The organism is Sphingomonas sp. PvP055, assembly GCF_040546365.1.
GTDB lineage: Bacteria > Pseudomonadota > Alphaproteobacteria > Sphingomonadales > Sphingomonadaceae > Sphingomonas > Sphingomonas echinoides_A.
The window spans coordinates 14,563-36,918 of record NZ_JBEPNS010000001.1 but is presented as its reverse complement, the minus strand read 5'-3'; the positions used below and the strand labels follow the sequence as shown (position 1 = coordinate 36,918).

Annotated in this window: 20 protein-coding genes and 2 pseudogenes; 10 read left to right on the top strand and 12 right to left on the bottom strand. The window is 66.7% G+C overall.

Annotated elements, in window-relative coordinates; translation table 11 throughout:
• Nucleotides 1-3 precede the first annotated feature (3 nt).
• Nucleotides 4-780 (bottom strand): SDR family NAD(P)-dependent oxidoreductase, encoded by a 777-nt coding sequence (locus ABIC16_RS00185; RefSeq protein ID WP_354289614.1) that lies wholly within the window; start codon nt 778-780, stop codon nt 4-6.
• 161 nt (nt 781-941) lie between these two features.
• Here ABIC16_RS00185 and ABIC16_RS00180 point away from each other — a divergent pair, with 161 nt between their 5' ends.
• The gene (locus ABIC16_RS00180; RefSeq protein WP_354289613.1) at nt 942-1,556 is read left to right on the top strand and encodes a sterol desaturase family protein; all 615 of its coding nucleotides are present in this window, start codon (nt 942-944) and stop codon (nt 1,554-1,556) included.
• A 38-nt stretch (nt 1,557-1,594) separates the two neighbouring features.
• On the opposite strand, the gene ABIC16_RS00175 is transcribed toward ABIC16_RS00180, so the two are convergent.
• Genes ABIC16_RS00175 through ABIC16_RS00155 form a run of 5 tightly spaced genes read right to left on the bottom strand, consistent with a single transcriptional unit; the run spans nt 1,595 to nt 6,857 of the window.
• Nucleotides 1,595-2,788, bottom strand: a complete 1,194-nt coding sequence (locus ABIC16_RS00175; protein WP_354289612.1) for a glycosyltransferase family 4 protein — start codon at nt 2,786-2,788, stop codon at nt 1,595-1,597.
• Nucleotides 2,785-4,422: a capsular polysaccharide export protein, LipB/KpsS family gene (locus tag ABIC16_RS00170; RefSeq protein ID WP_354289611.1), complete on the bottom strand. Its 1,638-nt coding sequence runs from the start codon at nt 4,420-4,422 to the stop codon at nt 2,785-2,787. The genes ABIC16_RS00175 and ABIC16_RS00170 overlap by 4 nt, the downstream gene beginning before the upstream one ends.
• A complete protein-coding gene (locus tag ABIC16_RS00165; RefSeq protein ID WP_354289610.1) occupies nt 4,419-5,027 on the bottom strand; it encodes a histidine phosphatase family protein in 609 nt (202 codons plus the stop codon). The genes ABIC16_RS00170 and ABIC16_RS00165 overlap by 4 nt, the downstream gene beginning before the upstream one ends.
• A complete protein-coding gene (locus tag ABIC16_RS00160) occupies nt 5,018-5,869 on the bottom strand; it encodes a 3-deoxy-manno-octulosonate cytidylyltransferase (protein ID WP_354289609.1) in 852 nt (283 codons plus the stop codon). Before ABIC16_RS00160 ends, ABIC16_RS00165 begins: the two co-directional genes overlap by 10 nt.
• Nucleotides 5,862-6,857 (bottom strand): KpsF/GutQ family sugar-phosphate isomerase, encoded by a 996-nt coding sequence (locus ABIC16_RS00155; protein ID WP_354289608.1) that lies wholly within the window; start codon nt 6,855-6,857, stop codon nt 5,862-5,864. Before ABIC16_RS00155 ends, ABIC16_RS00160 begins: the two co-directional genes overlap by 8 nt.
• Nucleotides 6,858-7,013: 156 nt before the next feature.
• On the opposite strand from ABIC16_RS00155, the gene kdsA reads away from it, so the two are divergent.
• The 3 genes and pseudogenes from kdsA to ABIC16_RS00140 all read left to right on the top strand — a co-directional run bounded on the left by kdsA (nt 7,014) and on the right by ABIC16_RS00140 (nt 10,600).
• On the top strand, nt 7,014-7,862 hold the full coding sequence (gene kdsA, locus ABIC16_RS00150) for a 3-deoxy-8-phosphooctulonate synthase (RefSeq protein WP_277968861.1): 849 nt from the start codon (nt 7,014-7,016) through the stop codon (nt 7,860-7,862).
• Nucleotides 7,863-7,897: 35 nt separating this feature from the next.
• Entirely contained in the window at nt 7,898-8,212 is a 315-nt protein-coding gene (locus ABIC16_RS00145) for a hypothetical protein (RefSeq protein WP_354289607.1), read from the top strand.
• 203 nt (nt 8,213-8,415) lie between these two features.
• Nucleotides 8,416-10,600, top strand: a pseudogene (locus ABIC16_RS00140) (TonB-dependent receptor).
• 45 nt (nt 10,601-10,645) lie between these two features.
• Here ABIC16_RS00140 and galE read toward each other — a convergent pair.
• Entirely contained in the window at nt 10,646-11,641 is a 996-nt protein-coding gene (gene galE, locus ABIC16_RS00135; protein WP_354289606.1) for a UDP-glucose 4-epimerase GalE, read from the bottom strand.
• Between the two features lie 63 nt (nt 11,642-11,704).
• On the opposite strand from galE, the gene msrA reads away from it, so the two are divergent.
• Entirely contained in the window at nt 11,705-12,247 is a 543-nt protein-coding gene (msrA, locus tag ABIC16_RS00130; protein ID WP_354289605.1) for a peptide-methionine (S)-S-oxide reductase MsrA, read from the top strand.
• On the opposite strand, the pseudogene ABIC16_RS00125 reads toward msrA, so the two are convergent.
• Nucleotides 12,244-13,216 (bottom strand): annotated as a pseudogene (locus ABIC16_RS00125) (L-threonylcarbamoyladenylate synthase). The gene msrA and the pseudogene ABIC16_RS00125 sit on opposite strands and share 4 nt — an antisense overlap.
• A gap of 38 nt (nt 13,217-13,254) precedes the next feature.
• Here ABIC16_RS00125 and ABIC16_RS00120 point away from each other — a divergent pair.
• Together ABIC16_RS00120 and ABIC16_RS00115 are read left to right on the top strand one after the other, a co-directional pair.
• Nucleotides 13,255-14,985 carry an acyl-CoA dehydrogenase family protein gene (locus ABIC16_RS00120; RefSeq protein WP_354289604.1) on the top strand — a complete coding sequence of 577 codons (1,731 nt, stop codon included), beginning with the start codon at nt 13,255-13,257 and terminating at the stop codon, nt 14,983-14,985.
• The gene (locus ABIC16_RS00115; RefSeq protein ID WP_354289603.1) at nt 14,982-15,818 is read left to right on the top strand and encodes an arylamine N-acetyltransferase family protein; all 837 of its coding nucleotides are present in this window, start codon (nt 14,982-14,984) and stop codon (nt 15,816-15,818) included. The genes ABIC16_RS00120 and ABIC16_RS00115 overlap by 4 nt, the downstream gene beginning before the upstream one ends.
• Before the next feature lie 27 nt (nt 15,819-15,845).
• Here the strand turns inward: ABIC16_RS00115 and ABIC16_RS00110 are convergent, their stop codons facing one another.
• The gene (locus tag ABIC16_RS00110) at nt 15,846-16,202 is read right to left on the bottom strand and encodes a GntR family transcriptional regulator (protein ID WP_354289602.1); all 357 of its coding nucleotides are present in this window, start codon (nt 16,200-16,202) and stop codon (nt 15,846-15,848) included.
• Nucleotides 16,203-16,243: 41 nt separating this feature from the next.
• Nucleotides 16,244-16,822, bottom strand: a complete 579-nt coding sequence (locus tag ABIC16_RS00105) for a nitroreductase family protein (protein WP_354289601.1) — start codon at nt 16,820-16,822, stop codon at nt 16,244-16,246.
• 115 nt (nt 16,823-16,937) lie between these two features.
• Between ABIC16_RS00105 and ABIC16_RS00100 the strand changes: the two genes are divergently transcribed.
• The 3 genes from ABIC16_RS00100 (at nt 16,938) to ABIC16_RS00090 (ending at nt 20,344) form a co-directional block, all read left to right on the top strand.
• Nucleotides 16,938-18,731 (top strand): peptide MFS transporter, encoded by a 1,794-nt coding sequence (locus ABIC16_RS00100; protein ID WP_354289600.1) that lies wholly within the window; start codon nt 16,938-16,940, stop codon nt 18,729-18,731.
• A 15-nt stretch (nt 18,732-18,746) separates the two neighbouring features.
• The gene (locus ABIC16_RS00095) at nt 18,747-19,442 is read left to right on the top strand and encodes an NnrU family protein (RefSeq protein ID WP_354289599.1); all 696 of its coding nucleotides are present in this window, start codon (nt 18,747-18,749) and stop codon (nt 19,440-19,442) included.
• Nucleotides 19,443-19,507: 65 nt separating this feature from the next.
• Nucleotides 19,508-20,344, top strand: a complete 837-nt coding sequence (locus ABIC16_RS00090) for a Rossmann-fold NAD(P)-binding domain-containing protein (protein WP_354289598.1) — start codon at nt 19,508-19,510, stop codon at nt 20,342-20,344.
• On the opposite strand, the gene ABIC16_RS00085 is transcribed toward ABIC16_RS00090, so the two are convergent.
• Together ABIC16_RS00085 and ABIC16_RS00080 are read right to left on the bottom strand one after the other, a co-directional pair.
• Nucleotides 20,254-21,183: a DMT family transporter gene (locus ABIC16_RS00085; RefSeq protein WP_354289597.1), complete on the bottom strand. Its 930-nt coding sequence runs from the start codon at nt 21,181-21,183 to the stop codon at nt 20,254-20,256. The genes ABIC16_RS00090 and ABIC16_RS00085 overlap by 91 nt on opposite strands.
• On the bottom strand, nt 21,180-22,181 hold the full coding sequence (locus ABIC16_RS00080) for a threonine aldolase family protein (protein WP_354289596.1): 1,002 nt from the start codon (nt 22,179-22,181) through the stop codon (nt 21,180-21,182). The genes ABIC16_RS00085 and ABIC16_RS00080 overlap by 4 nt, the downstream gene beginning before the upstream one ends.
• Between the last annotated feature and the right edge of the window lie 175 nt (nt 22,182-22,356).

The following is a 22,356-nucleotide window of genomic DNA, read 5'->3' as shown; positions in this document are numbered from 1 at the left end:
CGACTAGCGCTCGCGTGGGGTAAGCGCCAAGAGCAGCCGGTCCCGCCACGTCGACGGCAGCATCCGATCGAACCAGCGCAACACGCGGAACGGCCATGGGAAGATTGCGTGGCGAACGCCGCGTTCCGCCGCTGCCGCGATTCGTGCTGCGGCATCGGTCGGCTCGACCTGAAACGGCCGTGGACCAATGTTTCCGCGTTCCGCGGCGGTATTGATGAACCCGGGGGACACGACGGTGACGCGGACGCCATGCTTGCGGACACTCAGCCGCAAGGCGTCGCCGAAGCGCAAAAGCCCGGCCTTCGACCCTGCATAGCCAGTGGCAAACGGCAGGGAATGAAACGCCGCGGCGGATCCGACAAGCACGATTCCTCCTTTGCGTCGGTGGGCCATGCGTCGCGCGAGCACAGCTGCCATCGCGGCAGGCGCTACATAATTGACAAGTCCCAGACGCGCGACTTGCGCCGCGTCCTCCACCACGTCGCCGCTAGCGCGCACCTCGCCCGTCCCTGCGACCAAAAGCGCGAGCGTAATGGCCCCGGTATCGTCCTCGTCCTCAACCGCGGCGATCGCGGCGGAAATATCCGTCAGGTCTAGCTGTCGCACCCGGACTTCGGCACCGGCGGCGCGACATCGCGTTGCGACGCTCTCCAATCTCGTACGGTCACGCCCCCACAGGAGAAGCGTCCGGCCAGACATGGCATAGGATTGCGCCAGTTCTGCCCCCAGGCCGCCCGACGCCCCGGTGATGAGGATGCAATCCAGTGACGATTTGTTCATGCTTCGCTTCTACCGCCGTAAGTGACACATGGAACACACTCCCTGTCCTGATCGGTGCATCGCAGCATCTTGCCGCTTTGCGGGTTGACAGAAGGGGGCTCGGTCTGACCATAGCTTTCTCCAAATCTGCGAACTGGACTGGGACTTTGCGAGGCCTGCCGATGACGAATTACAGGTCCGATGTTCCCCGCATTCGGCTTTTCAAGAACGATTTCCTTGAGCGTTTCACCGTGATTTCGCCGGCGGCGTTTGCGGTGACATGGACGATCTTCCTCGGCGTCGCGGTCTACGCGAGCTGGGGCGTGACGAGCATGGGTGTGTCACTTGCGCTTGTCGCGGGGGGCGTGCTGATCTGGACGCTGTTCGAATATGTCATGCACCGCTTCATTTTCCACCTGAAGTTCAAGTCGGAATGGGGACAGAAGCTGATCTTCATCGCGCATGGCAATCACCATTCCATGCCTGGGGATCCGTATCGCAACATCATGCCGCCGCTCGTCAGCGTGGTGATTTCGTGCGCGGTCTGGCTGCTGTTCGTCGAACTGATCGGCAAACCGGGTTCGGTGCTCTTTCTGGGCTTCGGGATTGGCTATGTGGTCTATGACGTGACGCACTATGCGTGCCATCAGCTCCCGATGCGCGGGAAGATCCTGAGCGCCTTGCGCAAGCATCACATCCGGCATCATCATGCCAAGGAAGAAGGCAACTTCGCGATCACCGCGATCGTGTGGGACCGGATGTTCGGGACGTATATCCAGAAGAAGACACGCGCCTAGTCCAGCAAGACTGCCGGTCCCGCTCTAAAGGCGGCAGATCAGCGGTGCAGGGCGCCGATCGCGGCGTTGACGATCGCGATATGCTGCTCCCAGGTCGGCGCACGATACGTGGGCAGGCGTTCCAGTTGCGCAGCGCGGACCGGCCCATCTTGGAAATGGTCCAGGATGGTGTTCCGCCAAGCCGGACCATCAAGTGGATCCAGGAAATCTGGGACGGTATCGCCGGCTTCGCGCAATGCCGGCAAGTCGCTGCAAATGACCGGCGTTCCCACGGCGAGCGCTTCCGAGACCGGCATGCCATACCCTTCCGCAAAGGACGGCAGCACCAGCGCACGCGCGCCGCGCAGCAACGCATCGAGGTGCTGGTCCGAACAGCCGTTGCGCTCCTCGACATGGCCACGCAGCGCCGGACAGCGTTCCAGCATGTCGATGACCTGCTCGTTTTCCCATCCCCGCCGACCGACGATGACGAGCCGCGGGATCGCGGCCTGCGGCAACGTCTCGGCGAAGGTCCGCCACAGGTTGAGCAGCAGGAGATGGTTCTTGCGCGGCTCGATCGTGCCGACGCACAGGAAATAGGGAACCTCCGGGACCGGTAACGGCGTGGTCGGCGTCGGCATGACCTGGGTGCCGAGCAGCGCGACATGGATCGTGACGTCGCGTCCGGTCCGCTCGATCCAGGGACGCATCGAGACACCTGTTGCGGCTGAATTGACGATCACGCCATCGGCATGCGCGGCGATCGTCTCGATCCGGCGCTGATGCAGGCGTGCGCCGTCAGGGCGCGCATATTCGGGATATTCGATCGGAATAAGATCATGCACCAGGCACAGGAACCGCGCCTGTTCGCGCGCGAGGATCCGCTGGACCAGCGCCGGGCGCGTGAGGTGGTGCGGTGAGGCCTGGACATAAACGCTGCCGGGCGTCGGGCGCCCCGGCTTGGGCAGCAGCGTCATCAACAGCGGCACGGTCTCGCGCAGCGAGCGCTGCTCGACTCCGCCGCCTTCCGAATCCCACCGTCGTTCGAGCAAGTCGAGATAGCGCAGCGCGGTCTGCGTCGACAGCCGCCCGTAGCCGGCGAGCGGATGCACCGCGGCGAAATCGAGCCGGTCTCCGAGCGATGCGGACAAGCCTCGCGCATAAGCCATCTCGACTCGGTCGACCCCCGAGGGGGTGTGGTGGCGCGCGCGCGAGATCAGGCGCGAGAGATCGAGGATCACGCGATTCGTCACGACGTCTTGGCTCCCATCAGGCGACCTTGCACCTGGCGCAACCGGCTGACCCAGCCGAGCCGGTTGTGCGTGGCGCCTTGGCCCATCCGCCCGATCAGGACTTCAGGCGAACAGGGCAGGCTCGTCGCCGGGTCTAGGTAGCGCGGATAGGCGATCAGCACCGCGGCGATCAGGTCGAGCACGCTCAGCGGTCGCCCCCGGCGATCGGGGACATGGCCGAGGTCGCGGGTGACACCCCAGCCGGCGTAGAAGGGCGTTCCGTGGCAGGTGACGTCGCGGCCGCGCAGCAACGCCTCGAACCCGGTCAGCGAGGTGAGCACGTGGACGCCGTCGACGAGATCGAGCAGCGGTGCCATCCCCCCGCCCACGACGACGCGGTCGGCATAGCGTAGCGCATCTGCCTCCGAGACCGCGCCGACGCGGTGGCCCGCGGTGACGTCGGGGTGCGGGCGGAACCAGATTTCGGCGTCGGGCTCGCGCTCGCGCGTGCGGCGGAGGAGTTCGAGGTTGCTGGCGAGGCCATCCCCGCCGAGCCGCACCGACATGTCGTCCTCGACCTGGCCGGGGACGAGCACCAGGCGGCGTTCGGGTTGGCGGGGCGGGAAGCAATGCACTGTATCGCTGCCATATTTGCTGATGCCCGCCGCCAGGATCGTGTCGCGTAAGCGGGCTGCGCGGGCGAGCATCTCGGGGGGGAAGTCGGCGGTGGCGAGCAGGGTTTCGAGATCGCTCGCGCGGCTCGGGTCGTAGTGAATCCCGCGCCAGTCGACCGCAACCGACGAGGGTGGAACGAGATTACTGCCAAGTCCGACCGACCGGACGAACCCGTCCTCGACCCGGACGAGCGGAATCGCATCCGCCGCAGCCTGCGCCACCATTGCGGCGGACACCCGCGAGGGCCATATCGCAACTGCCCCGCCGACGCGCGCAGCATAGGCAAGTGCCCGCCGTTCGGACCGGAAAAAGCGCAGATCGTGTTCAGGTGTGTACAGGAATCGCGCAATCTCATGCCGTTTCCACCACGAAAAACCGCATCCTGCGACGATATTTCGGTTCCCCGCGAACGTCAGCCGCCAATCGCGAAGCGTCGCGACGGTCGCGGTCAGATCGCTCGGCTCGCCCGTGAACGGATCGCGGTAGCGGGTCTGCACCAAATGCCGGGCGACGGTCCGGCGCAGCGTGTCGGCATCGTCGCCGGGCACGCCGAATCGTCCCGCCGACAGGAGATGGACCCGCACGTCGGCAACGGCGGCCAGCGCGACCCAGTCGTCGTCGCCGTGCGCGACCAGTGCGGTCATGCCAGTCAAGAGCGACCAGGGATCGATCGGCACCGTGCCGCGACGGGCGGTCACCGCGACCCGTTGCGCGGCCGCGCGGTCGGCGGCGGGGAGCAGCGCCCGGGCCGCCAAGTCTTCGCGCGGTTCGCGGGTCCGCAGGACGACCGCGATCGGGGCCGGCGCTGGCGTACCCCAGAAACATCCGCCGACCCGCGCGGCGCGGATCTCCGCGAACAGGCGGTCGGTCGTATCGGCGTCGAGGTCCGGGGACGGCGCCGTGCCCTCCTGCGTGACCGTCACGGTATCGCCGGGGAAGGGCGGCGCCCGCAGCAATGGGGGCAATGCGGGAGTGGTCATGGACGCACGTCCCAAGCGGCCAGCCGAAGGCCGTCCGTGTCGCGTTCGATCACGCCGTACGCGCCGGTCCGCAGCTTGAGCGACGGCAGCGAAGCCGCCTGGTGCTGAAGCGCCGGATCGGCCAGCAGCGCGAACCGTGCCGCGCCATTGCTCGTCACGATCAGAACATGGCCCTCAGCGGTGGCGAACAGGTCGCGCCATCCCGCGATCCGGCGCTCCGCATCGACGATCCAGCCGTCGGGCGCCTCCGCCGCATGGTCCCAGCGCGCCAGTGCAGGCTCGCCGATCCGGTCGATCACCTCGGACTCCAGTCTGGCTTCGTCGGGCCCGTGGTCGATTTCGATCAGCCAGTCCGCCGGCTCCACCAGCAGCGCAGCGGGCTGTTGCGCCAGAATTCCGCCGATCGTCGATCGTGTCCGCAGCAGCGGCGCGGCCAGCGCGCGATCGAAGCCGATTCCCCCGCGCGCGAACGCGAGACCCAGCGCCTCGGCCTGCGCGACGCCGCTCTCGACGAGCGCGAGATCGGTCGCCGCGCCGATCCGGCGCGCGGGTTCTCCGGCTGCGAAAGTGTTGCCGTGCCGGACGATGAAGACGCTCAGACCCATGAAAGCTGCGGTTCGCCATGCTCTGCGATCAGCCGCTCGGCCAGTGCGAGGTCGGCGGGCGTGTCGATCCCCGACATGGTGTGCGGCATCGCCTCCGCCGCCACGGTCAGGATCGCCTCCCCCGTCTCGAGGAAGCGGAGTTGCTCGAGCCCTTCGAGTTGCTCGTATTGCGTCGGCGGCGTCGCCTCGAACCGCCGCAGCGCGTCGAAACGATAGGCGTACAGCCCGATGTGGCGGAACACCGGCGACAGCGGCGCGGTGTCGCGCAATCGCGCTTCGTCGCGGATCGCGGGGATGACCGCCTTCGAGAACCACAAGGCGCGTCCGTCGGCGCCACGCGCGCAGGTGGTGCCGCTGAACGGCGACGCTGCCTTGTGCTGGCGCATCGCATCGAGCGCTGGCCAGGGAAGCTGGACCACCGGGGTGGCGACCGAACAGGACGATCCGCGCAAGGCCGCGATCAGCGCCTCGATCAGCGCAGGCTGGACGAACGGTGCGTCCCCCTGAAGGTTGACGATGATCGGCGGGGCGACGGCGCGGTCGCGCGCGACCGCCCAGGCCCGGCCCGAGCCCGAGGAAATCGCCGGATCGGTCATCACCGCCGCGCAGCCGAGGCTTTGCGCGTGGTCGAGGATGCGCGGATCGTCGGTCGCGACGACGACGTCGACGTTCCCCGCGCGCGCCGCGCCTTCCCGCGCGATCGCGACGACGCGCGACAGCAGCGTCCGCCCGGCGATGTCGATCAAGGGTTTGCCCGGAAGGCGGCTCGACCCGAACCGGGCCGGAACGACGATCAGGTCGGAGGGCAGGTCGGCGGCCAGGTCGGCGGGGGTCTCAGACAACGCCTGCCCGCAGGATGTCGTGGAGGTGAATCACGCCGACCAGCCGCGAATCCTCACAGACGAACAGCACCGAAACGGCATTGTCGTTGAGGATCCGCAGCGCGTCCGATGTCAGCGTATCGGGCGTGACGGTGATCGGCGTCGGCGTCATGTGTTCGCCGATATTGTCGCCGAGCCGCTCGCTCGCGAAAGACCGTCGAAGATCGCCGTCGGTGAAGACGCCGACCAGACGATCCTGCGTGTCGACCACCGCGGTGCAGCCGTAGCGCTTGCGGCTCATTTCCATCGTCGCGTCCAGCAGCGTCGCGGTCAGGCGGACCATGGGGACCTCGCTGGTTTCGGCCATCAATTGCGCGACGGTGGTCAGTTGCGCGCCGAGCCGCCCGCCCGGGTGGAAGACGAAGAAGTCCGACCGCGAGAAGCCGCGTTGCTCGGTCAGCGCGACCGCGAGCGCATCGCCCAGCACCGACTGGACGACGGTCGACGAGGTCGGCGCGAGTTCGTTCGGGCACGCCTCGCGCACTTTCGGGAGCGCGAGGCAGATATCGGCGGCGCGCCCGGCGGTGCTCTCCGGGTGTGCGGTCGCGACGATCAGCTTGACGCCGAATCGACGGCAGTAGGTGATGATCGCGCCGAGTTCGGCGGTTTCGCCCGACCAGCTCAGCGCCATCACGACGTCACCGACGCTGATCATCCCGAGGTCGCCGTGGCTCGCCTCGCTGGAATGCAGGAACAGTGCCGGGGTCCCGGTGGACGCCATCGTCGCGGCGATCTTGCGACCGACCAGCCCGCTCTTGCCGACGCCGGTAACGATCAGGCGACCGGAAAGCCTGGTAAGCGCTGCGACGGCTTCCAGGAAACTGTCGCGCAGTGGGGCCACCCGCAGCGCTTCGGAAAGCGACTGAAGCGCATCCATCTCGATCCGCGTCGTGCGAAGCGCGGACAACAGCCCCGAATCGTCCAAGACCTTAGCGGCGGTTGCGTGCATATGTTCCTCGCAGTTCCAGGCGACACGGTAAGAGTCGGCCTACAACTAAAGTGTTATCGCGTTGACTTCCAGCCAAACGACGGCACAGATCGCCGCACTGCGGCAAGGTGCCGTGGTAGAGAGATAGGCTCCCCACATGGCAAGGGAAAAAGCGTAATGCGTCTGTGTGGACGGGAAATCGGTCCGACCGAGCCGCTCTTCTTCATCGTCGGCCCGTGCGTCATCGAAAGCGAATCGTTTGCGCTTTCTACCGCAACGCAGCTTCGCGCGATCGCGGACCGGCTGGGGGTCCTGCTGATCTACAAAAGCTCGTTCGACAAGGCGAACCGCAGTTCGGGCGCGTCGTTCCGCGGCCCCGGGATCGAGGAAGGTCTCCGCATCCTGGAGAAGGTCCGCGCCGAAACCGGCCTGCCGATCCTGACCGACGTCCATAGCGAAGATCAGGTCAAGATGGTCGCGGACGTGGTCGACGTGTTGCAGACCCCCGCGTTCCTCGCGCGGCAGACCGATTTCATCGCGGCGGTCGCGGCGTGCGGCAAGCCGGTCAACATCAAGAAGGGGCAGTTCCTCGCCCCCGGCGACATGCGGCACGTTGCCGACAAGGCGCGCGCGGCGGCGGCGGCGGCCGGTGTGCCGACCGACAATTTCATGATGTGCGAACGCGGCGCGAGCTTCGGCTATAACAATCTCGTCTCCGACATGCGCAGCCTTGCGATCATGCGCGATACCGGGTGCCCGGTGGTGTTCGACGCGACGCATTCGGTGCAATTGCCGGGCGGGCAGGGCGATCGGTCTGGCGGTCAGCGTGAGTTCGTGCCGGTGCTGGCGCGTGCGGCGGTGGCGGCGGGGATTTCGGGGCTGTTCGTCGAATCGCATCCGGATCCCGATCAGGCGCTGTCGGATGGCCCCAATAGCTGGCCTTTGGACAAGCTCGAGGCGTTGCTCGAGCAGCTCGTCGGGATCGACGCGCTGGTCAAGCAGGCCGGGCTCGAACCCCGGTCCTGACGCAGCCGCGCGGTCCCGGCAGGCGTTGATTCGGCATGTTTGCGCATGTTCCCGTCGCAATCGGCATCCAGCTCGCGTGTTGGGGGATCGGCCGCGCGCTCGGGGCACCGACGCGCGCGTCGGTGTGGATCGGCTGTTTCGCAGGCAGCGCGGTGTGCGTGATGCGCGAGATCACCCAGCGCGAATATCAGTGGATCGAACAGTTCGGCGGCGGTCGCCGGGCGAACATGCCGGGCTATGCCGGGCTGGAGCTGTGGGCGTGGAACAGCCACTCGATCAGCGAGACCATCGTCGCGATCGCGGCGTCGGTTGCGCTTGCCGCGATCGTGACGTGGCGCGGGACGCGCTGAACCACGCACCGTACCGTCCGTTCATCACGGGGTCCGTTCATCACGGGGCAAGGATACTGGCGGCAGCATCCCGGAAGGCCCGTGACAAAGGGTCAGGACCAAATCGTTCCGGGAGACGATGTGCTGGTCTTGATACTTTATCTCATCACATGTACGGGTCGCCACTGCACAGGACCAAGTGCTTAGAAAAGGCCGTCTCCCCAATGCTCCGAAATCTCCTGTTGAGCAGCGTCGCTGCGTCCCTGGTTCTTCCCGTTGCCGCCTTCGCCGCCGAGCCCGCCCCCACGGTGACGCCGGCGACCGCCGAGTCTGCCGGCGACGTTTCCGGGCAAACCGGCGCGACCAAGTCCGCGGGTCCTGACATCATCGTGACCGGGCGCCTCGATGCGGCGCGCGCGTCGATCCAGCCGAGCCTGGGCGCGACGACCTATTCGATCACCAGCGCGCAGATCAAGGCGCTGCCCGGCGGCGACAATTTGCCGCTCAACCAGATCCTGCTGCAATTGCCGGGCGTCGTGCAGGATGGCGGCGGCCAGTTCCACGTCCGCGACGACCACAACAACCTGCAATATCGCATCAACGGCACGATCCTGCCCGAAGGCGTCTCGGTGTTCGGCCAGACGCTTTCCCCGCGCATCGTCGAGCGGTTCGACCTGCGCACCGGCGCGCTGCCCGCGCAATACGGCCTGCGCACCGCCGGCATCATCGACATCACGACCAAGAACCATTTCGACAATAGCGGCGTCGCGCAAATCTATGGCGGGACCAACGACACGATCCAGCCGAGCATTGAATATGGCGGGTCGACCGGGCAGACGAATTACTTCGTCACCGGCAGCTACAAGCACAGCAACAACGGGATCGACCCGGTCGATTCGGGGCGGACCCCGCTCCACGACAAGACCGATCAATATCAGGGCTTCGTCTATCTCGATCACACGCTGGATGCGAACAACCGCGTCTCGCTGATCGGCGGCTATGCCGACCAGAGCTATCAGATTCCCAACCCGCGCGGGCTGCGCCCCGACAAGGGCTACAGCGTCGGCGGCGTCAGTGACTTCCTGAGCGACGACCTCGACGAGCGCCAGCACGAGCAGACCGCGTTCGCGCTCGCCAGCCTGTTGCACGATGCGGGTCCGCTGACGCTGCAGGCGTCGCTGTTCGCGCGGTACTCGGCGTTGCGCTACACGCCCGACGTGGTCGGTGAGCTGCTGTTCAACGGCTTGGCGCAGCGCGCGTTCAAGCGCGATTTCACCTTCGGCGGGCAAGTCGAGGGCGCGTATCGGCTGAGTCCGGCGCATACGCTGCGCGGCGGCGTCATCATCTCGCGCGATCGTAGCAACAGCCGCACGTCGACGGCGCTGTTCCGGCTCGATTCGACCGGCGCGCAGCTTGGTGAGCCCGACACGGTGATCGACAACGGCGCCGCGACCGAGATGACCTACAGCGCGTATCTGCAGGACGAATGGAAGATCGCCGATCCGCTGGTCGTCAACTTCGGCGGCCGGTTCGATGCCTATAACGGCTATCGGTCCGAAAGCGCCTTCTCGCCGCGCGTCAACGCGGTGTTGACCCCGCTCGCGGGGCTGGCGCTCCACGCCGGCTATTCGCGCTATTTCTCGCCGCCGCCGTTCACCAACGTCGCGACCACCAGCGTGCTGCTGTACCGCGGCACGAGCGCGCAGGCGCCCGGCGACGACGGCGTCAATCCGCCGCTCGCGACGACGCCTTATGCCGAGAAGCAGGACTATTTCGACGTCGGCGGCCAGTGGAAGCTGACCCCCGCCGTCACGGTCGGTCTCGACGCATACTATCGCAAATCGCACAATCTGCTCGACGAGGGGCAGTTCGGCGCGCCGATCATCCTGACGCCGTTCAACTACGCGCGAGGCACGATCAAGGGCGTCGAGGGGAACGTCAGCTACTCAGCGCACGGTCTCTCGCTGTACGGCAACATCGCTTATGCCAAGGCGCAGGGCCGCAACATCGTCTCGTCGCAGTTCAACATCGACCCGGCCGACCTGGCGTATATCACGACCAACTCGATCTATCTCGATCATGACCAGACGTGGACCGGATCGGCAGGCGCATCGTACCGGGTCGAGCAGGGCTTCCTGCGCGATTCGCGCTTTGGCGGGTCGATGATCTACGGCTCGGGGCTGCGCCGCGACGGCGACGTTCCGAACGGCGGCAAGCTTCCCGCCCTATGCGGTGTTCAACCTGACCGCGAGCCACAATTTCGCCGGGCCGGGGATCGAGATCCGCGCGGACATCATCAACGTCGGCGACCATGTCTATCAGATCCGCGACGGGTCCGGGGTCGGGGTCGGGGCGCCGCAATTCGGCGCGCGCCGCGGGTTCCTGTTCGGGATCAGCAAGACGATCTGAGCGCACTGTCACCCCGGGCGCGTCCCGGGGTGACGGGCGTGGTTCTTACTCCCGGTCGCTCAGCTTGCGCTCCCACGCGAGCGCGTCGCGGACGATCAGGTCGAGGTCGGCGCGCTTGGGGGTCCAGTCGAGCGTCGCCAGAATCGCGCGATTGTCCGCGACCAGCTCCCCCGCATCGCCCGCGCGGCGTCCTTCGATCACGCGGTCGAGCTTGCGGTTGGTCACGCGGTCGACCGCGTTCAACACTTCGAGCACGGAAAAGCCCTTGCCATAGCCCGCGTTGAGCGTGTGGCTGCGGGTCGGCTCGGCGATCAGTACGTCGAGCGCCGCAACGTGCGCCGCCGCGAGATCGCTGACGTGGATATAGTCGCGCACCCCGGTGCCGTCGGGCGTCGCATAATCGGTGCCATAGACGCCGACCGTCGCGCGCTTGCCGAGCGCCGCCTCGACCGCGATCTTGATGAGGTGGGTCGCGCCGACCGTGGACTGGCCGCTCCGGCCCTCGGGGTCCGCGCCCGCGACGTTGAAATAGCGCAGCGCCGCGTAATTGATCGGATGCGCCGCCGCGACGTCGCGCAGCATCGCCTCGGTCATCAGCTTGGACGTGCCGTACGGGTTGATCGGCATGGTCGGATCGCCTTCCGCCACCGGCACGCGCTCGGGCGTGCCATAGGTCGCGGCGGTCGAGGAGAAGATGAAGTGCTTCACCCCCGATACGACCGCGCTCTCGATCAGCGCGCGGCTGGCGACCGTGTTGTTGCGGTAATATTTGAGCGGATCGCTGACCGATTCGGGCACGATGATCGACCCGGCGAAGTGCATTACCGCGCGGACGCCGTGATCGCGCATCGTCGCGCGGACCAGCGTATCGTCCTCGATCTCGCCGCGCACGAGAGTCGCACGCGGGTCGACCAGCCAGTCGAACCCGGTCGTCAGATTGTCGTAGACCACGACGCGATGCCCGGCGTCGAGCAGGGCCAGGACGGCATGGCTGCCGATATAGCCGGCGCCCCCCGTAACGAGCACTGATCCGTCGAGCATCGCCATTCCCCTTTTGTCTTTCCCGCCCGTACCTATCTTAAAGCCCTAAACAAGGAGCGAATGATGACAAGCGAAGTCGCAACGCTGGCGGGCGGATGTTTCTGGTGCACCGAGGCGGTGTTCAAGGACGTGATCGGCGTCGAGAGCGTCGAGAGCGGGTATATCGGTGGCCGCGTCCCCAACCCGACCTACAAGCAGGTGTGCGGCGGCGATACCGGCCATGCCGAGGCGATCCGCGTCACCTTCGACAGCGATCAGGTCCGCTATGGCGACATCCTCGACATGTTCTTCGCGACGCATGATCCGACGACGCTCAACCGCCAGGGCAATGACGTCGGCACGCAATATCGCTCGGCGATCTTCCCGCATTCGGACGAGCAGGCCGACGAAGCCCGCGCGGCGATGGAACGTGCCGCGAAGGACTGGCCCGCGCCGATCGTCACGACGATCGAACCGCTGACGGAGTGGTATGACGCCGAGGACTATCACCAGGATTATTGGGACAGCGAAGGCCAGCGCAATCCGTACTGCATGGCGGTGATCCCGCCCAAGCTGGCGAAGCTGCGCAAGAGCTTCGCCGCGCGGTCGAAGACGGTCGCGGCCTAGTCTCGGTGGGCGGCGCGGCGCAGGCGATCGTTGATCGCCGCGCCGATGCCGGTTTGCGGGATCGGCGCGATCGCGATTCGGGACCGGTCTGAAGCGTCGGCCTGGTGCAATGCATCGAACAGCCTGGCTGCGGCTTCTGTCAGATCGCCCTGCGTCGACAGGGTCGCGTGCCCCCGCGACGGCACCGAACCCGATGAGATACTCGTCTTCCGCCGCTTCGGTAGCGTTCAACCGGAGCGGCTTGCGCGGCGCATAATGGCTGGCAAGCTGGCCCGGCGCGGTAACGATCGCTGCCGCTCCGTCCTCTTCCCGCTTGCCAAGCGGAGGGGCGGCGAGGTTTCCGAACCGCGCCAGATCCTCCGCCGTCACCGGCCCGGGTCGCAAGACTTCTAATCCGGCGACGATGGTCGACTCGACGCCAGCCGCGGTCGCGCCATCGTCGACCACCAGCGCAATCCGCCCGCCGAGCGATGCCACCACATGCGCCGCGCGCGTCGGGCTGATCGCCCCACTCGCGTTGGCCGAGGGTGCGGCAAGCGGCACGCCGGCGGCGGCGATCAGCGCACGCATCGCACGGTGCGCAGGCACGCGGATCGCGATCGTGTCCAATCCTGCCGTCACCAGCGACGCTATCCCCGCGTCGGGGCGTAGCGGCAGCACCAAGGTCAGCGGCCCCGGCCAGAATGCCGCCGCCAGCGCGCGCGCGGTCGCATCGAATACCGCGATCCGCTCCGCCGCCGCAAGATCGAGCACATGGACGATCAGCGGGTTGAAACTCGGCCGCCCCTTGGCCGCATAGATCCGCGCGACCGCCCCCGAGTCGGTCGCGTTGGCGGCGAGTCCGTAAACCGTCTCGGTCGGGATCGCGACGGGTTGCCCGGCACGAATCAACGCGGCGGCCTCGGCGATCGCTACGGCACCGTAGGGTAAGGTTCGCGTCTGCAGCGGCGGGTTTGGCGCGGTCATCATGCGGCGCTATAGCCGCCACAAACCTGCGCGATAAGAGGATGCCGCCCGTGTTCACTCCAGCCACCGCCGACCAGCGTTTCGTGCTCGACCATATCGTCGGGATTGCCGATCTCGCCGCGACCGAACGCTTCGCCGCCGCCAGCGACGATGTCGTCGATGCGGTGCTCGAGGGCGTCGGGCAGTTGGCGGTGGGTGAATGGGCGCCATTGCTGCGCACCGGCGACACGGTCGGCGCGAAATGGACGCCGGAAGGGGTCGTCATGCCCGATGGCTTCATCAAGGCGTATCACGACTACGTCGAGGGCGGCTGGGGCACGATCGGCGTGCCGGAAGAATTCGGCGGGCAGGGGCTCCCCTTCGCGATCCAGACCGCGGTGCTCGATACGCTCGGCGCGGCGAACATGGGCTTCGCGCTCGCGCCGACGCTGACGGTGGGCGCGATCGAGGCGCTCGCGCACCACGGTTCGCCCGAACAGCAGGCGCTGTACCTCCCGCACCTCGCGACTGGTGAGTGGACCGGCACGATGAACCTGACCGAGCCGCAGGCCGGGTCGGACGTGGGGGCACTCCGCACCACCGCCACCCCGCGGGGCGACGGGACGTTCCTGATCAAGGGCACCAAGATCTACATCTCGTTCGGCGACCATGACATGGCGCCCAACATCGTCCACCTCGTCCTCGCACGCACTCCCGGTGCGCCCTCCGGGACCAAGGGCATCTCGTTGTTCCTGGTCCCCAAATATCGCCTCGATGCGGACGGCAAGCCGGGCGATTTCAACGACGTCCGCGTCGTCTCGATCGAGCACAAAATGGGCCTCCACGCCTCCCCGACCTGCGTGCTGAGCTTCGGCGACCAGGACGATTGCGTCGGCGAGCTGATCGGTGCGGAGTTTGGCGGCATCCGCGCGATGTTCACGATGATGAACAACGCGCGCCTCAACGTGGGGCTCCAGGGCGTTCAGGTCGCCGAGGCAGCGACGCAGGCGGCGGTCGGCTATGCGCTCGACCGGGTGCAGTCGGCGCGCGCGGGGTCGGGCAATGCTGCGCCCGTCCGCATCGTCGAGCATCCCGACGTCCGCCGCATGTTGCTCCGCATGAAGGCGCAGACGCAGGCGGCGCGTGCTTTGGTCTATTACGCCGCGTCGCAGGTCGATCGCGCGACGCTTGGCGAAGCGGGCGGGCAGGAGCGGCTCGATATCCTGACCCCGCTCGCCAAGGCGCACGGCACCGATCTCGGCAACGAGGTCGCGAGCCTCGGCATCCAGATCCACGGCGGGATGGGCTATGTCGAGGAAACCGGCGCGGCGCAGTTTTTCCGCGATGCGCGCATCACCCCGATCTACGAGGGCACCAACGGGATCCAGGCCGCCGATCTAGTCGGGCGCAAGCTTTCGATGGACAATGGCGGCGTCTTCGCCCGCCTCATCGCCGACATGCGCGCCGAGGCGCAGGACAGCGGGCTCAACGCGCTGATCGACGCGTGCGACGAGGTCGGGCGGCGGCTGGCCACGCTCGACGCCGACGACAAGCTCGCGGCGAGCTATCCGTTCCTGACGATGCTGTCGGTCGCGGTGTGCGGCTGGCTGATGGAGCGGCAGGGGCGGATCGCCGCGGACGCCGAGGGCGACCGCGACTTCCTCGGCATGAAGGTCGCCGCGGCGCGCTTCTACGTCGCGCAGATCGTCCCCGAGGCGATGGGATTGAAGGCCGCCGCGATGGCGGATGCGAGCGTGCTCTATTCGATCGCGCCCGAGGCGTTCGCGGCATGAGCGACGCCGTGTTCGATCTCGACGCCTATTTCGCCCGCGTTCACCTCCCCGCACGGCCCTCGGTCGACCATCTTGGGCTCGGCGTGTTGCAACGCGCGCACCGGCTGGCGATTCCGTTCGAGAATCTCGACATACTGCTCGGCCGCGGGATCGCGATCGACAGCGCGAGCGTGTTCGCCAAGCTCGTCACCGCGGGACGGGGCGGTTATTGCTTCGAGCATAACCGGCTGTTTCTCGATGCGCTCCACGCGCTCGGGTTCGCGGCGCGGCCTTTGCTGGCGCGGGTCTGGATTGGCGCCACCGACGTGCCGCCGCTGACGCATACGTTCAGCCTGGTGACGCTCGGCGAGGAACAGTGGATCGCCGATCCGGGCTTCGGCGGCAGCTATACCCCGCCGATGCCGCTGATCGACGGCGCGCAAGTGACCGCGCCCGATGGCGCGCTGTTCCGGCTCGATCGCGCGGGTGACCATGGCTGGATGCTGCTGCGCGACGGCGATCTGACGACCACTGACGGGCGCGGGACGGGGACCGGGTTCCAGCCGCAGTACAGTTTCGACACACGCCCGGTGTTCGATGCCGATCTTGCGCTCAGCAATCGCTGGACCTCGACCGCACCGGCCAGCCGGTTTCTGCACGCAGGGATCGTCAGCATCGTTCTGCCCAACGGCTTCGCCTCGCTGACCGATACGACCTACAAGCGCCGCGCGGGCGGGGATGAGACGAGCGCGGTGATCACCGATCCACGCGTGTACCGGTTGCGGCTGAGCATGATGTTCGGGATCACGCTGTCGGCGGAGGAAGTTGTGGCGCTGGGAGTGGTGGCGGGGTAGGGGAGCCTGTCCGCGCAGACCGTCCCGTTACGCCTGCTCGCGCTCCAGCAGGTCTGAGACGTCGAGCCCAAGCAGATCGATATGCGCGGCGATCCGCGGCCAGCTCGTCTCGAGGAAATGCGTGCGTTCGGCGGTGCGCAGCTTCTCTGCAGCACCCGGCAGCACGAACATCCCGACCCCGCGGCGAACCTCGACATAGCCGTCGTCCTGGAAGCTCTGATACGCCTTGGCGACGGTCAGCGGGTTGGCGCCATGTTCGGCAGCCAGCGCGCGGACCGAGGGAAGCTGGTCCCCCGCGCGAAACTGTCCGCGCAGGATCGCCGCGGAAATCGTGCCGCGCAGCTTGATGTAGACGGGCGAGTCTTCGCTGTTCAGGGCTGTCATGCTGATATAATACAGCGCATTGCTGTGCTATGTCCAGTCTTTTATGGCTTCCACTTTGTAACAATGTTTTCCAAAATGGGACGTGGGCGTTCGTCTAGTTGCCGTGACGGCGTTCCGAGGAACATGAACCCGGCGATCCGTTCCGGATCCGCGCCGAACGCATCGCGGACCGCGCTCGAATAACTCGGCCAGCCGGTCAGCCATCCGCCGGCATAGCCAAGCGCGTGCGCGGCATGCAGCAAATTCATGCAAGCGGCGCCCGCTGACATTTCCTGCTCCCACAACGGAATGTGGCTTTCGGTCTTGGGCGACGACAGCACGACCACCAACGTCGGGGCCTGTTCGGCGAATTGCACCAGCGACGCGATCTCGGTCGCGCCAGCCTGCGGGCGTTCCGCGCGATAGGCCGTTGTGATGACGTCCGCCAACGCCGCGCGGTGCTCGGAGCCCACCACCACGAACCGCCACGGCGCAAGCTTGCCGTGATCGGGGGTGCGTGCGGCGATCGTCAGGATCGTCTCGAGTTCGGCGGCATCTGGCCCCGGCGCGACCAGGTCGCGCGGCTTGCCCGAGCGGCGGGTGGCGAGGAGCGAAAGCGGAGTTGTGCGATCATTGAACATGCTTTGCCCTTAACGCGGTACGCCGCATATTTACACACCTGCGATTGACGTTAGTCTCGCCCGCAACCAAACGCGCCACAATCGCCGGCGCCACGACATTTTCAGGAGTTTGTACATGGTGGACACCCCGACCGCGGATACTCCGCGCGAGCCGGATATTTCCCATGTCAATCCGGCAGCGGGCGAGACGTGGTTCGGGCATCCGCGCCAGCTCGCCCGGATGTTCACCACCGAAATGTGGGAGCGCTTCGGCTATTACGGCATGCGCGCGTTGCTCACGCTGTATCTCACCAAGCATTTCGTGTTCGGCGATCGCGCCGCGACCGGGCTCTACGGCGGGTTCACCGCGTTGGTCTATCTGACCCCGCTCGTCGGCGGCTATCTCGCGGACCAGTATCTCGGCTCGAAGCGCTCGGTGAAGTTCGGCGCGATCATGATGGCAGTCGGCTATTTCACGCTCTGCTTCGGCGGGCAGACCGCGGTGCCGTTCGCGACGATCGACGGGCAACGCTACAACGTCACGGTCGAAACCAACGCCGGGACCGAGCAACGCTTCATCACCGACCAGGGCCAGCGCCTGCAGGTGAAGGGCAATGACGACGGCACCGTCTCGCTGCTCAGCGCCGACGGCAGCACCGCACGGACGATCGTCAAGGACGGTTTCAAGTCGGATGCCGAGCGCAGCCCGCTGTTCGTCACGATCATGCTGATCGCGCTCAGCCTCGTCTCGGTCGGCAACGGTTTCTTCAAGCCCAACATCTCGACCATGGTCGGCGAACTCTACGCGCAGGGCGACCGACGACGCGATTCCGGGTTCACGATCTTCTACATGGGGATCAACGTCGGGTCGCTCGGGTCGCAGATCCTGTGCCCGATCCTTGCGGCGACGTTCGGCTGGTGGGCGGGCTTCGGGCTCGCGGCGATCGGCATGTTGATCTCGTTCACGCTGATCCAGTTCGATGGCGGCAAGCTCAACGGGTACGGCGAACCTCCGGTCCGCACCGGGCCGGACCGCACGATCCCGATCTTCATTGGCGCGCTGATCGCGGTGCCGGTGCTGTATTTCCTGTTCGTCAACCTGATGAACGCGGAGCCGCCGGTACCGGGGTCGGGCTTCGTCGGCTATCTCGCGTCGTTGTCGCTGATGGGCAAATTGCTGTTCGGCACCTTCCTGATCGGGATTCCCGCGATCCTGATCTGGTCGTTCGTGATCGGGGACCGGCGCGAGTTCCAGATGATGCTCGCTGCGATGGTGCTGATCGTCTTCAACGTCGTGTTCTGGACGTTGTTCGAACAGGCCGGATCGTCGCTGACGCTGTTCGCCGATCGCAACACCGATTTGCGGCTGTTCGGCAATTTCGCGATTTCCGCGCCGCAGACGCAGTTCTTCAACGCTTTCTTCATCGTCACCTTTGCGCCGATCATGAGCATCCTGTGGACCGCGCTTGCCAAGCGCGGGATCGAGCCGTCGATCCCGGTCAAGTTCGGGATCGCGCTGATCGGCGTCGGGCTGGGGTTCCTGTTCCTGGTGCTGGGGGCTGGTTACGCCGGGCCGGGGTTCCAGGTCGGTGTCTGGTGGCTCGCGGGTCTGTATCTGATCCACTCGCTCGCTGAACTGTGCATCTCGCCGGTCGGGCTGTCGATGATCACCAAGCTGTCGATCGCGCGGATCGTCGGGCTGATGATGGGCGTGTGGTTCCTGTCGATCAGTTGCGCGCAATATGTCGCGGGGATCGTAGCGCAGTTCGCGAGCGTCGACACGGTCGGCGGGCAGGTCACCAACCTCAAGGTCAGCCTCGATACTTATACCGGCACGTTCACGACGATTGCACAGGTCGCGATCGTGCTGGGCGTGGTATTGCTAGCGCTGTCGTGGCCGCTCAAGAAGTGGATGCACGGAGTCAAATAACCGGGGGGTAGACGCATGGACGGCACGGAAATGGTTCTCGTGAGCGCGGTCGCGTTCGTCGGCTCGCACTTCCTGCTGTCGCATCCGCTGCGCGCGCCGATCGTCAAGGCGGTCGGCGCGAACGGGTTTCTCGGGATCTACTCGCTGGTCGCCTTCGCCACGCTTGGGTGGCTCGCGCATAGTTACCAGACCGCGCCCGCCACCGCGTCGTTATGGGCGGTGGGCGAGGGGATCTGGGGACCGGTGACGCTGGTGATGCTGGTGGCGAGCATCCTGTTGATGGGATCGCTGCTCGGCAATCCGGCGTTGCCCGGCAACCCGTCCACCGCCGCGCCCGCCACGGCGCGCGGCGTGTTCAGCATCACGCGGCACCCGATGATGTGGGCGTTCGCTTTGTGGGGGCTGTGCCACATCGCGGTCTATCCGATCGCGGCGAACATCATCGTTGCGGTCGCGATCATCATTCTGTCGCTGGTCGGTGCGGCACTCCAGGATCGCAAGAAGGAGGCGCTCCAGCCCGAGCTGTGGCGCGACTGGGAGCGGAAGACGAGTTACTGGCCGTTCGTTGCGATCACACAGCGTCGCGCGAAATTGGGCGGGTTCCGTCCGCACGACATCGCGGGCGGCGTGGTGATCTGGCTCGTCGCGACCTGGGCGCATTTGCCGCTTGCCGGGATCGCGGCGGGGGTGTGGCACTGGATCTATCGCTAGGGTTGGCGCGTCTGTGGGGTTCGGGCTACCGCGCCACCTTCCGCTACCCCACGAAAGACGTCCTCATGCGCTTGTTGATTTTCGGACTGGGTTACACCGCGCAGGCGCTTGCCGATCGGCTCCGCGGTGACGGCTGGCGCGTCGTCGGCACCAGCCGGGACGGGCGCGCTGGGACGATCCGGTTCGACGATACCGACGCGGTCCGGCGCGAGATCGCGGTGGCGACCCACATCCTGTCGTCGGTTCCCCCGGCGGACGAAGCTGACCCGGTGCTCAGGACCTATGGCGCGGACCTGCTCCGCGCGGACGCATGGCGCGGCTATCTGTCCTCGACCGGCGTCTATGGCGACGTCGGCGGCGCCTGGGTCGATGAGACCGCGCCGACCGGCACCGGTCGCCGCAGCGCGCGGGCGGAGGCGGATGCGGCATGGCTTGCCTCAGGCGCGCATGTGTTCCGCTTGCCGGGCATCTACGGGCCCGGCCGCTCGCCGCTCGACCGCGTGGCAAAGGGGGCTTCGCACCGCGTTGACGTGCCCGGACAGGTGTTCAGCCGCTGCCATGTCGAGGATATCGTATCGGGCGTGATCGCCGGAATGAACGGCCCTGCGGGCGCGTATAATCTGGCAGACGAGCTCCCCGCGAGCCCCAACGACGTCGTCGCCTTCGCGGCCCGTCTGCTCGGGATGGAACCACCGCCGTTCGTCGCACTCGAAACCCTGTCACCGATGGCGCAGGGGTTTTACGCCGAGAACCGCCGCATCGCCAACGGCAAGGCGAAGCGTATGCTGTACTGGAGCCCGCGCTACCCCGATTATCGCGCGGGTCTGCGGGCCTTGAGCGCGATGACGAGCCCGCCGATCACCAGCGCCGCGCCAGCCGCCGCGAGCGCCGACCAGCGATAGCCCTCGAACAGCGTCGACAGGCACATCGCGATGACGGGTACGAGCACCCCCGAATAAGCCGCCTTGGCAGGCCCGATCACGCGCAGCACGCCGAAATAGAGCGGGAACGCCACCGCCGAAGCGAACACGCCGAGGTACAGCGTCGCCGCGACATAGGCGAGCGTCGGCTCGAACACCGGCGGGCCGGTGGTGATCCAGGCGAACGCGCCGTCGAACAGCGCGCCGAGCAGCATCGCGACCGCGAGCATCGGGATCATCGGATAGGCGCGGGCGGTCTGTGTGCCCTGCATCACGTTTGCGCTCGACGCCGAGAAGATCGCGAGGACGGTGAAGCCGATCCCGGTCAGCACCTGCGTCGGCCCGTGCGGGTCGACCCGCATCTCGCGCAGGAACAGCAGCGCCACCCCCGCCATCGCGACGCCCATCCCGACGACGAGCTGCCGCCCGAGCTTCTGGCCGAGGAAGATCCGCCCGAACACCGCATTGGGAAGCAGCATCAGCGCGAACACCACCGCCACCAGCCCCGAGGTGATATACATCTCCGCGCGGTAGACGAAATTGAAGTTGAGGGTGAATTGCGCGAGCCCGAGCAGGATCGCGAAACGCCAGCCGCGCGCATCCAGCTTGAGCCGTTCACCGCGCGCCGCCGCATAGCCCGCCATCACGATGCCCGCGACGAGGAAGCGATACGTTACCGACCAGCTCGCCGGCACGACCCCCAATTGCCCGCGGATGACGAGCCAGGTCGAGCCCCAGATCAGCGTGACGATCCCGAACGGGATCAGGATCGCGAGCTGGCTCGACCGGGGTGGCCAGGCGCCGGGGGGCGCGGAACTCAAAGCGCCGCGATCGCGTCGGCGAGCGGGCGGATGTCCTCCGGCTGCTGGTCCCACGAAACGACCAGTCGCGCTTCGCCGGGGCCCCAATCGTAGAAATCGAACCCGAGCGCGCGCAGCTTTGCGGCTTCTTCCGCGGTGACGCGGATGAACACCTCGTTCGCTTCGGTCGGGTGGATCAGCCGGTCGCCCGCACCCTGTGCGAGCAGCGCCGCGCCCGCATTGGCGTTGCGCGCGAGATCGAGCCACAAATCGCCCTCGAGCATCGCGAGCAGCTGCGCGGCGAGATAGCGGCCTTTGCACAGCAACATGCCCGCGCGCTTGCGGCGGTACAGCGTCGCGTCCGCCAAGTCGGTATCGAAGAACACCAAGGCCTCGGCATTCATCCCGCCGTTCTTGATGAACCCGAAGCTCAGCGCGGTGACGCCCGCGCGCCATGTCATGTCGGCAAGCGAGCATTCGGACGATGCGATGGCGTTCGCAAAGCGCGCGCCGTCCATGTGCAGCCCGAGCTTGCGGGACTTGGCGATCTCGCCGATCGCGGCGACGTCGGCGGGGGAATAGACCCGGCCATATTCGGTCGCATTGGTGATCGAGATCGCGTGCGGCTGGGTCTGATGGACGTCGTAGCGGGTCGCGTCGAGCACCGCCGAGATCGTCTCGGGGGTCAGCTTCGCGCCGTCGCCGTCGGCGAGGAAAAGTTTTGCGCCGTGCGTATAGAATTCGGGTGCGCCGCATTCGTCGTTCTGGATATGCGCGTCGCGGTGGCAGATGATGCTGCCGTGTGGCGGGCACATCGCCGCGAGCGCGAGGCAGTTCGCCGCAGTGCCCGAGGGGACCCATAGCGCCCGCACCTGGGTTTCGAACACTTCGGAGAAGCGCGCATCGAGCTGTTTGCTCCAGCGGTCGCCGTCATAAGCGGTGTCCATCGTGTTGGCGTCGGCCATTGCGGCGAACAGGGCCGGATGCACCGGCGCGGCATTGTCTGAAAAGAAACGCATGCGGCGTGCCTACGCGTGCGGTCGCGGGGGCGTCAACCAAAGGGAGGGAGGGGGCGGTGGGCGCTGGTGGATCTCCACACCTCCGTTCGGGCTGAGCGCAGTCGAAGCCTCGCCCTCACCGCGCACGTCGCCATGTTTTGCGCGCTGCCCTCTGACGGCGCTCGGGGCGAACGGA

Excerpts from the sequence above, each read along its gene's own strand:
- ABIC16_RS00185 (WP_354289614.1), bottom strand. The coding sequence starts at position 780 with ATGAACAAATCGTCACTGGATTGCATCCTCATCACCGGGGCGTCGGGC.
- ABIC16_RS00180 (WP_354289613.1), top strand. The coding sequence starts at position 942 with ATGACGAATTACAGGTCCGATGTTCCCCGCATTCGGCTTTTCAAGAAC.
- ABIC16_RS00170 (WP_354289611.1), bottom strand. The coding sequence starts at position 4,422 with ATGACCACTCCCGCATTGCCCCCATTGCTGCGGGCGCCGCCCTTCCCC.
- ABIC16_RS00165 (WP_354289610.1), bottom strand. The coding sequence starts at position 5,027 with ATGGGTCTGAGCGTCTTCATCGTCCGGCACGGCAACACTTTCGCAGCC.
- ABIC16_RS00155 (WP_354289608.1), bottom strand. The coding sequence starts at position 6,857 with ATGCACGCAACCGCCGCTAAGGTCTTGGACGATTCGGGGCTGTTGTCC.
- kdsA (WP_277968861.1), top strand. The coding sequence starts at position 7,014 with ATGCGTCTGTGTGGACGGGAAATCGGTCCGACCGAGCCGCTCTTCTTC.
- ABIC16_RS00145 (WP_354289607.1), top strand. The coding sequence starts at position 7,898 with ATGTTTGCGCATGTTCCCGTCGCAATCGGCATCCAGCTCGCGTGTTGG.
- galE (WP_354289606.1), bottom strand. The coding sequence starts at position 11,641 with ATGCTCGACGGATCAGTGCTCGTTACGGGGGGCGCCGGCTATATCGGC.
- msrA (WP_354289605.1), top strand. The coding sequence starts at position 11,705 with ATGACAAGCGAAGTCGCAACGCTGGCGGGCGGATGTTTCTGGTGCACC.
- ABIC16_RS00120 (WP_354289604.1), top strand. The coding sequence starts at position 13,255 with ATGCCGCCCGTGTTCACTCCAGCCACCGCCGACCAGCGTTTCGTGCTC.
- ABIC16_RS00115 (WP_354289603.1), top strand. The coding sequence starts at position 14,982 with ATGAGCGACGCCGTGTTCGATCTCGACGCCTATTTCGCCCGCGTTCAC.
- ABIC16_RS00110 (WP_354289602.1), bottom strand. The coding sequence starts at position 16,202 with ATGACAGCCCTGAACAGCGAAGACTCGCCCGTCTACATCAAGCTGCGC.
- ABIC16_RS00105 (WP_354289601.1), bottom strand. The coding sequence starts at position 16,822 with ATGTTCAATGATCGCACAACTCCGCTTTCGCTCCTCGCCACCCGCCGC.
- ABIC16_RS00100 (WP_354289600.1), top strand. The coding sequence starts at position 16,938 with ATGGTGGACACCCCGACCGCGGATACTCCGCGCGAGCCGGATATTTCC.
- ABIC16_RS00095 (WP_354289599.1), top strand. The coding sequence starts at position 18,747 with ATGGACGGCACGGAAATGGTTCTCGTGAGCGCGGTCGCGTTCGTCGGC.
- ABIC16_RS00090 (WP_354289598.1), top strand. The coding sequence starts at position 19,508 with ATGCGCTTGTTGATTTTCGGACTGGGTTACACCGCGCAGGCGCTTGCC.
- ABIC16_RS00080 (WP_354289596.1), bottom strand. The coding sequence starts at position 22,181 with ATGCGTTTCTTTTCAGACAATGCCGCGCCGGTGCATCCGGCCCTGTTC.